The sequence below is a fragment of the Streptomyces sp. NBC_00425 genome (assembly GCF_036030735.1).
Lineage (GTDB): Bacteria > Actinomycetota > Actinomycetes > Streptomycetales > Streptomycetaceae > Streptomyces.
Genome location: NZ_CP107928.1, coordinates 5578555 through 5591024, shown reverse-complemented (window position 1 = coordinate 5591024; position 12470 = coordinate 5578555). Strand labels below are relative to the sequence as shown.

The 12470-nt window shown below is 72.9% G+C and carries 12 protein-coding genes; 7 read left to right on the top strand and 5 right to left on the bottom strand.

Features of this window, described 5'->3' with window-relative positions:
• The first annotated feature begins 72 nt into the window (after positions 1 to 72).
• From OHS82_RS24270 to mscL, 3 genes are all read left to right on the top strand, one after another.
• A complete protein-coding gene (locus OHS82_RS24270; RefSeq protein WP_057578807.1) occupies positions 73 to 915 on the top strand; it encodes an S-methyl-5'-thioadenosine phosphorylase in 843 nt (280 codons plus the stop codon).
• Positions 916 to 1199: 284 nt separating this feature from the next.
• Entirely contained in the window at positions 1200 to 1868 is a 669-nt protein-coding gene (locus OHS82_RS24265; protein ID WP_443041902.1) for an RcpC/CpaB family pilus assembly protein, read from the top strand.
• A 108-nt stretch (positions 1869 to 1976) separates the two neighbouring features.
• Positions 1977 to 2444, top strand: a complete 468-nt coding sequence (gene mscL / locus OHS82_RS24260; protein WP_057578811.1) for a large conductance mechanosensitive channel protein MscL — start codon at positions 1977 to 1979, stop codon at positions 2442 to 2444.
• Between the two features lie 88 nt (positions 2445 to 2532).
• Here the strand turns inward: mscL and OHS82_RS24255 are convergent, their stop codons facing one another.
• On the bottom strand, positions 2533 to 2715 hold the full coding sequence (locus OHS82_RS24255) for a hypothetical protein (RefSeq protein WP_057578813.1): 183 nt from the start codon (positions 2713 to 2715) through the stop codon (positions 2533 to 2535).
• Between the two features lie 140 nt (positions 2716 to 2855).
• On the opposite strand from OHS82_RS24255, the gene OHS82_RS24250 reads away from it, so the two are divergent.
• The 4 genes from OHS82_RS24250 to OHS82_RS24235 all read left to right on the top strand — a co-directional run bounded on the left by OHS82_RS24250 (position 2856) and on the right by OHS82_RS24235 (position 7626).
• On the top strand, positions 2856 to 4223 hold the full coding sequence (locus tag OHS82_RS24250) for a low temperature requirement protein A (RefSeq protein WP_079041261.1): 1368 nt from the start codon (positions 2856 to 2858) through the stop codon (positions 4221 to 4223).
• Positions 4224 to 4263: 40 nt separating this feature from the next.
• Positions 4264 to 5292 (top strand): P1 family peptidase, encoded by a 1029-nt coding sequence (locus OHS82_RS24245; RefSeq protein WP_057578815.1) that lies wholly within the window; start codon positions 4264 to 4266, stop codon positions 5290 to 5292.
• Positions 5293 to 5474: 182 nt separating this feature from the next.
• Complete coding sequence (locus tag OHS82_RS24240; RefSeq protein WP_328434465.1) at positions 5475 to 6713, top strand: L,D-transpeptidase; 1239 nt, start codon at positions 5475 to 5477, stop codon at positions 6711 to 6713.
• 166 nt (positions 6714 to 6879) lie between these two features.
• Entirely contained in the window at positions 6880 to 7626 is a 747-nt protein-coding gene (locus OHS82_RS24235) for a DUF6227 family protein (protein WP_057578819.1), read from the top strand.
• A gap of 23 nt (positions 7627 to 7649) precedes the next feature.
• Here the strand turns inward: OHS82_RS24235 and OHS82_RS24230 are convergent, their stop codons facing one another.
• The 4 genes from OHS82_RS24230 to OHS82_RS24215 form a co-directional block, all read right to left on the bottom strand.
• Entirely contained in the window at positions 7650 to 7931 is a 282-nt protein-coding gene (locus OHS82_RS24230; RefSeq protein ID WP_057578821.1) for a hypothetical protein, read from the bottom strand.
• Positions 7932 to 8017: 86 nt separating this feature from the next.
• Positions 8018 to 10195, bottom strand: a complete 2178-nt coding sequence (locus OHS82_RS24225) for a PTS fructose transporter subunit IIABC (protein ID WP_328434464.1) — start codon at positions 10193 to 10195, stop codon at positions 8018 to 8020.
• A 349-nt stretch (positions 10196 to 10544) separates the two neighbouring features.
• On the bottom strand, positions 10545 to 11492 hold the full coding sequence (gene pfkB / locus OHS82_RS24220) for a 1-phosphofructokinase (RefSeq protein WP_328436100.1): 948 nt from the start codon (positions 11490 to 11492) through the stop codon (positions 10545 to 10547).
• A 41-nt stretch (positions 11493 to 11533) separates the two neighbouring features.
• Positions 11534 to 12295, bottom strand: coding sequence for a DeoR/GlpR family DNA-binding transcription regulator (locus OHS82_RS24215; protein WP_057578825.1), 762 nt, complete (start codon positions 12293 to 12295; stop codon positions 11534 to 11536).
• Positions 12296 to 12470 lie beyond the last annotated feature (175 nt).

Here is a 12470-nt window from a genome sequence, read left to right as displayed (position 1 = left end):
TCTCTTACAGGACCCTGTCGTCGTCCGACGGCGGGGTCCTCGGCGTTCCCCCGTGCGGTTAGGGTGCCGTGCATGGCGAACAAGGCGAACGCAGAGATCGGTGTGATCGGCGGCTCCGGTCTCTACTCGTTCCTGGACGACGTGACCGAGCTCCAGGTCGACACCCCCTACGGGCCGCCGAGCGACTCCCTCTTCCTCGGCGAGGTGGCCGGCCGGCGGGTCGCCTTCCTCCCCCGGCACGGACGCGGCCACCATCTGCCGCCCCACCGCATCAACTACCGGGCCAACCTGTGGGCGCTGCGCTCGGTCGGGGTGCGTCAGGTCCTCGGCCCGTGCGCGGTGGGCGGCCTGCGCCCCGAGTACGGGCCCGGCACGCTCCTCGTGCCCGACCAGCTGGTCGACCGCACCAAGTCGCGGACCGGAACCTACTTCGACGGACTGCCGCTGCCCGACGGCACGGTGCCCCAGGTGGTGCACGTGTCGCTGGCCGACCCCTACTGCCCCGCCGGACGGGCGGCGGCGCTCAAGGCGGCGCGCGGCCGTGAGTGGGAACCGGTGGACGCGGGAACCCTCGTCGTGATCGAGGGGCCGAGGTTCTCCACCCGTGCCGAATCGTTGTGGCACCAGGCGCAGGGCTGGTCGGTGGTGGGCATGACGGGCCACCCGGAGGCCGCGCTGGCCCGTGAACTCGAGCTCTGCTACACCACGTTGACCCTGGTCACCGATCTGGACGCGGGCGCCGAGAGCGGCGAGGGCGTCTCCCACGAGGAGGTGCTGCACGTGTTCGCGGCGAACGTGGACCGGCTGCGGGGCGTGCTGTTCGACGCGGTGGCGGCTTTGCCGTCGACACAGGACCGCGACTGCGCGTGCGGGAACGCACTGGGCGGAATGAACCCGGGGTTCGAACTGCCGTAGACGGGAGTGCGCGGGGGCGCGGGGGCGGTGCCGGGACGGCATGAAGGCGGGGGCGGTACCGGGGCGGTACCGGGGCGGCGGCCTGGAGGCGGGTGATGCCGGTTGCTCCAGCGAGGGTCGCGGGGGCGCGGCGGGCACGCGAGGGCCACGGGGGACGGAACTCCTCGTTCGGGCGAGGGAGTTGTCCACAACCCGTGGATGGTCCACCGGCTCCGGCGAGTGGGGGCGCGAAGGGCCATCGTGGCTGTGCAAGCCCGTCCCTCGTCGCAGGTGGTGACCTCGTCGTGTCCCTCACTCCCTTCTCCGCTCCCCTGTCCTGCGCACCGTTTCCCGCCGGGCCCGGCTCCCGGTCTCCGGCCCTGTCCCCGCCCTCCTCGCGACCGCCGGGGGCGGAGGCGCCCGCCAACCGGGAGGTGCCGCCCTTTCCTCCGGTGCGCGTCCGCGGCGGGCGCTACCGGCTGAGCCCGATGGGCGGGCGGGCCCGAGGTCGCAGGCGCGCCCTCGCGGCCGGTCTCGCGGTCACCGCCGTCGCGCTGGTGGCGGCGGGCCCGCGGATCGGCGATCCCGTGCGCGGGCACCCGTCGGAGGGAAGCGGCGCAGGCGCGTCGGCCCGCGCACAGTCGGCGATGCGCGCCCCCGCCCCGAGCGCACGCGCCGCCCGGAAGGTGTCGGCCCCGGTGCGGATCGCCGACGCCGCAGCCGTCCGGTTGCTGCGCCCCGGTGACCGGGTGGACGTCATCGCCGCCGAACAGACGGCGCGGGGGGCCACGGCCCGGGTGGTCGCCCGTGGAGCGCTCGTCACCAAGGTGCCCGAGCCGCTGGACGCCCGGTCCGGGGGCCCCGGGCCGGGCGGTGACGCGGGCGCGCTGGTCGTCCTGTCGGTGCCCCGGTCAACCGCGGCACGCCTGGCCGGCGCGAGCGCCGCTGCGCGACTGTCGGTGACCCTGTGGTGACGTCAAGTCCCCCCTTCGGGGAACCTCGCTGGACGCGCATGCCGAGCGTTGACGTAGGTTGCGGAGCTGTTTGTTCCACAGTCTGTACATGCGAGGAGTGTCCCCGAGGTGAGCGAACAGAAGGCAAGCATCCTGCAGGGTTTCAAAGCCTTCCTGATGCGAGGCAACGTCGTCGATCTGGCCGTCGCTGTGGTGATCGGCGCGGCTTTCTCGAACATCGTCAACTCGATCGTGAAGGGGATCATCAACCCGGTCGTCGGAGCGATCGGCACCAAGAACCTGGACAGCTACTACTCCTGCATCAAGGAGCCCTGCAAGGGGACGGGCGACAGCGCGACCGGTGTCCGGATCCAGTGGGGGTCCGTCCTCGGCGCGACCCTCACGTTCGTGATCACCGCGGCGGTCGTGTACTTCCTGATGGTCCTGCCCATGGCCAAGTACCTGGCGAGGGTCGAGGCCCGCAGGAAGGCCAAGGAGGGCACGCGGGAGATCATCGAGGTGACCGAGCTGGAGGTGCTCAAGGAGATCCGCGACGCCCTGGTCGCCCAGCGGGGCAACGGCCACAGCGAGCGGTAGCGGCGGCGCTGCCGGGGGCCGCGCGACAAGGCGTCCGGCAGGCTGTGCGGGCGGTGTGGCCCGGGCTGCCGGTGCGGCCCTGGCGGCGTCAGATGTGGTGGGGCGGCTTCTCGTCGAGGAACCGCCTGAGGTCGGCGGCGCTGTCGCCGTCGGCGGCCGGGCGCTCGCCCCACCCCTGGTCGGTGTCGTCCGAGGACTGCCGGTCCAGCGGGTCGTCGAAGTTCAGCGCGGCCTTCGGGTCGCGCGGCTCGGAGGCGGAGGGGCTGCTCATGCGTCAAGGGTACGGCCCCGGCAGCCGGCCGCGCCGGGGCCGGATCCTCCGACGGGGAGTCCGCGCGACGGCCCACGACGACCGCCGGCGGGTGGCCCGCGGAGAGGACTTTCCCGCCGTCATCTGCTGTGCTGGGGCCCATGACGCCCCGTACGACTCCGCCGGCCCCTCTCTCCGGCGCACCCTCCCCCGCCCGCAGGAGACCCGTCCGCACGCTCACCTCGCGCGGGAGGGACGAGGCGCATCGGGTGGCCTCGCCGCTCGAGCTCTTCTTCGATCTCTGTTTCGTGGTCGCCGTCGCCCAGGCGGGCGTCCAACTGGTGCACTCCGTGGCGGAGTCCCACGCGGGCGAGGGAATCCTCGACTACGCGATGGTCTTCTTCGCCATCTGGTGGGCGTGGATGAACTTCACCTGGTTCGCCTCCGCCTACGACAACGACGACGTCCTCTACCGCGTCGTCACGCTGGTGCAGATCGCCGGAGTGCTGGTCCTCGCCGCGGGGGTGTCCAGGGCGTTCGAGAGCCACAGCTTCCTGGCCGTCTGGCTGGGCTACGCCATCATGCGCGTGGCCATGTCCTCGCAGTGGCTGCGGGTGGCGCTGTCGACGCAGGGCGCGGAGCGGACGGCCGCGCTGCGGTACGCGGGCGGCGTGCTGCTCTGCCAGGTCGGCTGGCTCGGGCTGCTGATCCTGCCCGAGGGCGGCAGGACATGGCTGTTCCTGGCGATGGCGGTGGTGGAGATGTGCGTGCCGCTCTACGCCGAGAAGGACCGGCCGACGTCCTGGCATCCGCACCACATCGCGGAGCGGTACGGGTTGTTCACGATCATCGTGCTCGGCGAGACGATCGCGGCGGCCACGGTCGCGGTGAAGTCCGCCATCGACGAGAACGACGCTCTGGGCGAGCTGCTGCCGATCGCGGTGGGCGGGCTGCTGATCGTCTTCGCCGCCTGGTGGATCTACTTCGTGGTGCCCATCCACGGCCGTCTGCGCTCCAGCAGGCAGGCGTTCCTGTGGGGGTACGGGCACTACTTCGTCTTCGCCTCCGCCGCCGCGATCGGCGCGGGCCTGGAGGTCGCCGTCGAGCAGGCCATCGGCGAGGCCCGCCTCTCGACCTCGGCCGCGTCGGCCGCCGTGACGCTGCCGACGGCACTGTTCCTGTCGACGGTCTGGGTCCTGCACGCGCGGCACTTCAAGGTGGGCCTCGCCCAGCAGTCGGTGCTGCCCGTCACCGCGTTGCTGGTGATCTGCTGCACCTTCCTCGGCGAGTGGGCGGTCCTGGCGGCGGGCCTGGTGACGGCGCTCGCCGTCGCGACCGGGACGACGCTGACGGCGCGTACGCAGGCACGGGAGTCCCGGACGGCGGGGGAGGCCGCGGAAGCCCGGCAGGGCGCGGAGGAACAAGAGGGCACGGAGGAACAAGAGGGCACGGAGGCACAGGGGAGCCGGGAGGCGGCGGAGAGCCGGGGGGCCTCGGACCGGAAGGCGCCGGACAGCCGGGAGGGCTGACTTCGGCCGGGAGAGGGGCGTGTTGGGCAAGACTGCCCCCATGACAGTTGACGCTCTGACGGACGTCGCCGGCCTGCGGGTGGGGCACGCCACGCGGACGGGCGACGGGTGGCTCACCGGCGCCACGGTCGTCCTCGCGCCGGAGGGCGGCGCCGTGGCCGCCGTCGACGTACGCGGCGGCGGTCCCGGCACCAAGGAGACCGACGCCCTCGATCCGCGCAACCTGGTCCAGCGGGTCGAGGCGATCGTGCTGACCGGCGGCAGCGCCTACGGGCTGGACGCGGCGTCCGGGGTGATGGCCTGGCTGGAGGAGCGGGGCCGCGGGATCCCGGTCGGCCCGGACCCTCGGCACGTCGTGCCGGTGGTGCCGGCCGCCTGTGTCTTCGACCTGGGCCGGGGCGGCGACTTCCGGGCCCGCCCGGACGCGGCCACCGGACGGGCGGCCGTGGAGGCGGCCGCGGCCTGCGAGCCGGGAGCACCGGTGCCGGAGGGCTGCGTCGGCGCGGGCACGGGCGCGGCCGTCGGGGCGATGAAGGGCGGGGTGGGGACCGCCGGCGTCGTCCTCGCGTCGGGGATCACGGTGGCCGCGCTGGTGGTGGCCAACGCCGTCGGGTCGGTGCTGGATCCGGAGACGGGGGTGCTGTACGGGGAGTTGTTCCAGGGGCGCGTGACCTACCCGCGCGCGCGGGTGCACGAGGCCGCGCGCCGTCGGCTGGCCGAGAGCGCGGCGAGGAACGCCCCTGCGCCGCTCAACACGACGCTCGCGGTGGTGGCCACCGACGCGGACCTGTCGAGGGCTCAGGCGCAGAAGCTGGCGGGGACGGCCCACGACGGCATCGCGCGTGCCGTGCGGCCGGTGCACCTGCTCCATGACGGCGACACGGTCTTCACGCTGGCGACGGGCGCGCGTCCGCTCGACGTCGGCAACCCGCTCGCCCTGAACGAAGTGCTCGCGGCGGGTGCGGACATGGTGACGCGGGCGATCGTGCGGGCCGTGCGCGCCGCCGAGTCGGTGGAGGTGCCGGGCGGGACCTGGCCCTCGTACCGGGAGTTGTACGGCGAGGCCTGAGTCCGCACGGTGGAAGCCCCCCTGCCCCGCTCCTACCCGGACCGCGATTGTCCGGGTTCTGTCACGCGACGGCGTCAAGCGGGACCGGAGGGAACCCCGTCCGCCGCCGGGCACCTCCTTGTCCACGTACCGGAGCGGATACCGGAGCGGATCACTCACCTCACACGAAGTCGGAGCAGCCCGTGACAACAGCGGACAAAGCAGCGCGGCGCGCGGTGGGAGCCTGTGCGGCCCTGATCGTCGGGGCCCTGACCCTGACCGCCTGCGGGGGCACCGCCAGCGCCGAGGACGAGAACGCCAAGGGCGGCAGGAACGGCACCGGCGGCACGAGCGCCGTCCGGACGTCCACCGCGAAGATCGTCATCTCGGCGAAGGACGGCTCGACGGGCGCGTCGATCAACGCGACCGGGGTGAAGGTCAGCGAGGGCCGGCTCACCGGGGTGCAGATGACGGTGGCCGGGTCCGGACGGGCCGTCGAGGGCGTCCTGTCGGCGGACGGCGCCGGCTGGAAGCCGAAGGAGCAGCTGGAGCGCGGGACGAAGTACCGGATATCGGCGACCGCGAAGGACGCGGACGGCAGGACGGCCGCCGCCGACTCCGTCTTCACCACGGTCTCCTCGGCCGACAGCTTCATCGGCACGTACACGCCGGACGACGGCACGACGGTGGGCGTGGGGATGCCGGTGTCGTTCACCTTCGACAAGGCCATCGGCGACCGGAAGGCCGTGCAGTCGCACATCACGGTCACCTCCAGCAGCGGACAGCAGGTGGTGGGGCACTGGTTCGGCGCGCAGCGGCTGGACTTCCGGCCCGAGGAGTACTGGAAGGCCGGCTCCAAGGTCACGATGAAGATCGACCTGGACGGCGTGGAGGGCGCGAACGGTCTCCACGGCGTGCAGAAGAAGACGGTCACCTTCACGGTCGGGCGTTCACAGGTCTCCACGGTCGACGTGAACACGCAGACCATGACGGTGGTGTGGGACGGCCGGACGCTGAAGACGATCCCGATCTCGTCGGGCGACGCCGAGCACACCACGTACAACGGCCGGATGGTGATCTCCGAGAAGTTCACGCAGACGCGTATGAACAGCCGGACGGTCGACCTGGGCTCCGAGTACGACATCCCGGATGTTCCGCACGCAATGCGGCTGACCGCGTCCGGGACCTTCCTCCACGGCAACTACTGGTACCGGAAGGGCAATCCGCCCTTCGGGCGCACCGGCACCAGCCACGGGTGCGTGGGGCTCGCCGACGTTCAGGGCGCGCGGGGCGACACTCCCGCCAAGTGGTTCTACGACCAGTCGCTGATCGGTGACGTGGTGGTCGTCGAGAACTCCCCCGACAAGACGGTGGCCCCGGACAACGGGCTCAACGGGTGGAACCTGTCATGGGCGGATTGGACCGCCACAAGCGCGGTCTGACCGTATGACCGGCGGTTTTTGAGGGTACGTCGGGCCGTGCGGGAACCGATCGCGCGGCCCGAGCGTTTTCCTCGACGTACGTTTTCTCGGTTCCCGGACATGATGTCCGACCGAGGGGCTACGGTATGCACCCACAAGGTGACATGCAGCAACGCCGGGAGAAACCTTGAGCGTTCCGTACGAGACCACAGCGTACGAGCCAGCCGAGTCGCCCGAGTCTCCGGAGGAGCACCTCGCGCGACTGCTGGGTCGCGCCCTGAACTCCTTCGAACTGCCCGACGAGGCCCTGCGCCGGCTCGACTGCGCGCTGGCCCACGACAGTTCCCTGCACTCGGCGCACCACAGCGCGGGCCTGCACCGGGAGACCTACCGGCACACCTGGCTGCTGGCCGACGGCTGCGCGCTCACGCTGTGGGAGCTGGTGCACAACACCGCGCCGGGCAGCGAGCCGCAGCACGAGGTGTACGTCGACGAGGAGGAGCTGCGCGCCGCCACCGCCCGGCTGCCGCTGCCGTCGGACACGCCGGACTTCGAACTGCCGGTGCTGGTAAAGCTGTCGCCGGTGCCCGCACCCCGGCACATGTACGTGCCGGACGACTCGGCGGACCACGCGCGCCGACTGCTGCGCCGCGCCGAGAACCCCGACCGGCCCGGTGCGGACACGACCGCGCTGCTGAAGTCGGCGTTCGCGCACCAGATCACCCAGGCCTTCGGGCGTCCCTGCCGTGCGGGCCGGATCGGCCTCGGCTACTCGCTCTACGAGCACGCGTTCCTGCTGCGCGACGGCAGGGAGATCTCCCTGTGGGAGGTCGAGCACACGGCCACGCCCGACGGCCGTCACATGTGCGAGGTGTACGCGTCGGAGGACGCGGCACGCGACGCGATGGAGCGCCGGGCGGCCCAGGTCTCCTGAGGAGCGGGGCGTCCGGCCGGGGTTCAGCGTCCGTCGCCGAGCCTGCGCACGAGGCCCGCGAACGCGTCCTCCTCCGCCACGGAGAGTTCGACGGTCTCCCGGTGGGGTCCGGTCCGCTCCCGGCCCCCAAGGACGGGAAGAGCGGGAAGGACGGGGAGAACCGGAACGGCGTGCAGTGCCGCGTGAGCCGCAGCGCGGGCCCGCATACGGCGCAGGACCCGGGTCAGGACGAGCAGCCAGACGACGGACGCCGCGGCGAGAACGGTCAGGGCCGTCAACTGTGCGGGCGTGAGATGCACGGGCATACCGCCAGTACACACCACGGTCCGGGACTTCGGCCCCGAACCGTGACGTATCTCGCAGGTCACACGTGCAGGCTTCGGTGTGGGCGTTATGCGGCTACCGGTCGCTTCGGCTCCGCCGGCGTCGCGGCCGGGGCCTGCGTCGTCCCGGGTTCCGCCGCCGCCGCACCGGCGAGCGGCTTGCGCAGCCCCTTGAGGACGACGACCACGGCCGTCGTCACGCACACGCCCGCCGCGACGGCGAGCAGGTACAGGAACGGGTCGCCGATCAGCGGGACCACGAAGATGCCGCCGTGCGGGGCGCGCAGGGTGGCGCCGAAGGCCATCGACAGGGCGCCGGTGACCGCGCCGCCCGCCATGGAGGCGGGGATGACGCGCAGCGGGTCGGCGGCGGCGAACGGGATCGCGCCCTCGGAGATGAAGGACGCGCCGAGCACCCAGGCGGCCTTGCCGTTCTCGCGTTCGGTCGGCGTGAAGAGCTTCTTGCGGACGACGGTCGCCAGCGCCATGCCCAGCGGCGGGACCATGCCCGCCGCCATCACGGCGGCCATGACCTTCATCGCGGAGTCGCTGGGGTCCTGAACGGCGATGCCGGCCGTGGCGAAGGCGTACGCGACCTTGTTGACCGGGCCGCCGAGGTCGAAGCACATCATCAGGCCGAGCAGCACGCCCAGCAGGACGGCGTTGGTGCCGGAGAGCCCGGCCAGCCAGTCCGTCATGCCCTTCTGGGCCTCGGCGATGGGCTTGCCGACGACCACGAACATCAGGAAGCCGACGACCAGCGACGAGATCAGCGGGATCACCACCACCGGCATGATGCCGCGCAGCACCGCCGGAATCCTGACGCGCTGGATCGCGAGGACGACGCCGCCCGCCAGCAGACCGGCCACCAGGCCGCCGAGGAAGCCGGCCGCGATGTTGGAGGCGATCATTCCGCCGACGAAGCCGGGGACCAGTCCGGGGCGGTCGGCCATGCCGTAGGCGATGTAGCCGGCGAGGACCGGGATGAGGAAGCCGAAGGCGACCCCGCCGATCTGGAACAGCAGCGCGCCCCAGCTGTCGACCTGGGTCCAGGAGAAGTGCTCCATGACCGAGGGCGCCTTGTTGATCTCCCAGCCGCCGACGGCGAAGCCCAGAGCGATCAGCAGACCGCCCGCGGCGACGAACGGGACCATGTAACTGACGCCGGTCATCAGCCACTTGCGCAGCTTGGTGCCGTAACCGTCGCCGGATTCGCCGGCCCGCTCGACGGGCGTGCCGCCGCCCTTGGCGCTCGCGGTGACCTCTCCGCGCTCGGCCTTGCCGCGCACGTCGGCGATCAGCTGGGCGGGCTTGTTGATGCCGGCCTTCACGCCGACGTCCACGGTCGGCTTGCCGGCGAACCGTTCCTTCTCCCGTACGGGCACGTCGTGGGCGAAGATCACACCGTCCGCGTCGGCGATGACCGCGGGGTCGAGCCGGGTGAAACCGGCGGAGCCCTGCGTCTCGACGACCAGTTCGACGCCTGCCTCGCGGCCCGCGTTCTCCAGGGACTCCGCCGCCATGTAGGTGTGGGCGATGCCGGTGGGGCAGGAGGTGACGGCGACGATCCGGAAGGGGCGGGCGCTCCCCGGAGCGGGGGCGGCCGGGTCCGCGGCGGGAGCCGTGCCGGCGTCGGCGGAGGCCGCCGCCGACGCCGGCACGGAGTCTGCGGAGGCGTCTGCGGCCTCGGCTGCGGGGCCCGCAGCCGTCTCGAAGGCCCCCGACGCGGTTCCAGTGGTCCCCGACATGGTTCCGGGGGGCTCCGGGGTGGCTCCCGGGGTCCCGGGTGTCGTGGAGGCCGGGGCCTCGTCACCGCGGATCAGCGCCGCCGCGGCCGCCGGGTCGCCCGCCGCGCGCAACGCGTCGGTGAACTCGGCGTTCATCAGCTGGCGGGCCAGGGACGACAGGATCGTCAGATGGGCGTCGTCGGCGCCGGCCGGGGCGGCGATGAGGAAGATCAGGTCGGCGGGGCCGTCCGCGGCGCCGAAGTCGACGCCCGCCGCGCTGCGGCCGAAGGCGAGGGTCGGCTCGGTGACGTGGGCGCTGCGGCAGTGCGGGATGCCGATGCCGCCGTCGAGACCGGTCGGCATCTGGGCCTCGCGGGCGGCCACGTCGGCGAGGAAGCCCTCGAGGTCGGTCACCCGGCCGAGGGCCGCCATGCGCTCGGCGAGGGACCGCGCCGCCGCTTCCTTCGTTTCGGCGGACAGGTCGAGATCGACCAGATCCGCGGTGATCATGTCGCTCATCGCGGGCTCCTTCGCACGCGTATCGCCCGGGGCGTGGTGTGGTGGGCGGGAGGGGGGACGGAGAGGTGGGTGGAGACGGGCAAGCGGGTGGAGACGGAGGGACGGGGGGAGACGGAGGGACGGGGGGAGACGGACCGTCGGCGAACCGCGCAGGGCAGTACGGGGAGGCCGGAGGCGGGGCCGGGGAAACCCCGCCTCCGGGGGGTCGCAGGAGGGTTCGGTTCCTGCTTCCCCCGGTCGGCAGGGCGGCTCAGGATGCCCTGCCGACCGTACGGGGCGGCGGGCGACGGGACGCCTCGCCGTTCACGGGCCGGTCCGCCGAGCTCCGCGGGGCGCGCGTGAGTCGTCGTCATGACACCGGCTCCTCGAGTCGACGGTCCACCGGCACCTGTGCCGTGACCGTCACCGCCGCCGGGTCCAGGTCGGACGGGGTCGGCATCACGCTGCCGGGCAGCTGGACGGCGGCCGCGCCGTGCGCGACGGCGGAGGCGAGTGCCGCCGGGCCGCTGCCGCCGGCGACGAGGAAGCCCGCGAGGGAGGAGTCGCCCGCCCCGACGTTGCTGCGCACGACGTCCACGCGGGCGCTCGCGAACCAGGTGCCGGTGTCCTCCACGAGCAGCTGCCCGTCGGCGCCCAGACTGGCGAGCACGGCGCGGGCGCCCATCGCGCGCAGTTCCTCCGCCGCCTTCACCGCGTCGCCGACGGTCGCCAGGGGGCGTCCGACGGCTTCCGCGAGTTCCTCGGCGTTCGGCTTCACCACGTCGGGACGCTCGCGCAGCGCCTCGAGCAGGGCACGCCCCGAGGTGTCCAGCGCGATGCGGGCGCCTCCGTCGTGCGCCCGTGCGACCACCTCGGCGTACCAGGAGGGCATGAGCCCGCGGGGCAGGCTGCCGCAGCAGGCGATCCAGTCCGCGCCGTGGGACTGCTCCCGCACCGTCTCCAGCAGCCGTTCCTGCTCCTCGGCGGACAGCTCGGGTCCGGGCGCGTTGATCTTCGTCAGGACGCCGTCCGACTCGGCGAGGGCGATGTTCGAGCGGGTGGCTCCGGCGACCGGGACCGGCGCGACCTCGATGCCCTGCGCGTCGAGCAGTTCGGCGACGAGCGCGCCGGGCGCGCCGCCCAGGGGCAGCACGGCGACCGTGCGCCGCCCGGTGGCCGCGACCGCGCGCGACACGTTCACGCCCTTGCCGCCGGGGTCCATCCGCTCACCGGTGGCGCGGATGACCTCGCCGCGGTCCAGGGCGGGAACCTCGTAGGTACGGTCGAGGGAGGGGTTGGGGGTGACGGTGAGGATCACGCCCGCGCCGCCGTGGGTGCCGCGGGTGCCCTTGGTGCCGCTCATGCTCGTACCACTTCCGTGCCGCCGCGCTCGACGGCGGCCGCGTCGTCGTCGCTGAGCCCGCTGTCGGTGATCAGCAGGTCCACGTCGCTCAGGTCGCCGAAGCGGGCGAAGTGCTCCTGGCCGTGCTTGGAGGAGTCGGCGAGCAGCACCACGCGACGCGAGGCCGCGACGGCAGCCCTCTTCACCGCGGCCTCGGCGAGATCGGGGGTGGTCAGCCCGTGCTCGGCGGAGAAGCCGTTGGCGGCGAGGAACAGGACGTCGGCGCGGATCTCGCCGTACGCGCGCAGCGCCCAGGCGTCCACGGCGGCGCGCGTGCGGTGCCGTACGCGCCCCCCGATGAGATGGAGCTGCATCCCGGGGTGGTCCGCGAGCCGGGCCGCGATGGGCAGGCTGTGCGTGACGACGGTGAGCTCGGCCTCCAGGGGCAGGGCCGCGGCGAGACGGGCCACCGTCGTGCCGGCGTCGAGGATCATCGTGCCCTCGGCCGGCAGTTCGGCGAGGGCCGCCTTGGCGATGCGGTCCTTCTCGTCGATGGACGTGCCCTCGCGTTCGGCGAGGTCCGGCTCGAAGTCGAGGCGTCCGACCGGTATGGCGCCGCCGTGGACGCGGCGCACCAGGCCGGCGCGGTCGAGGGCCTTCAGGTCGCGGCGGACGGTCTCCGCGGTGACCTGGAACTCCTCGGCCAGTGACAGGACGTCCACCCGGCCGGCGTCGCGGGCGAGCCGCAGGATCTCCTGCTGCCGCTCCGGTGCGTACATGTCCGTTCCCCTCCTGCCGCCACCACGATTTGTGCCCGAACTTGTGGTTTGGTCACGGAGACTACGCCCGGAATTCCGAGAAGTAAACAAGTTCGGGCGTGATTCGGGCACGAACGGGCACGAGCGGGCAGGGGCGGGCACGAACGAGCATGGGCCCGATATCCCCGGAGTCGTT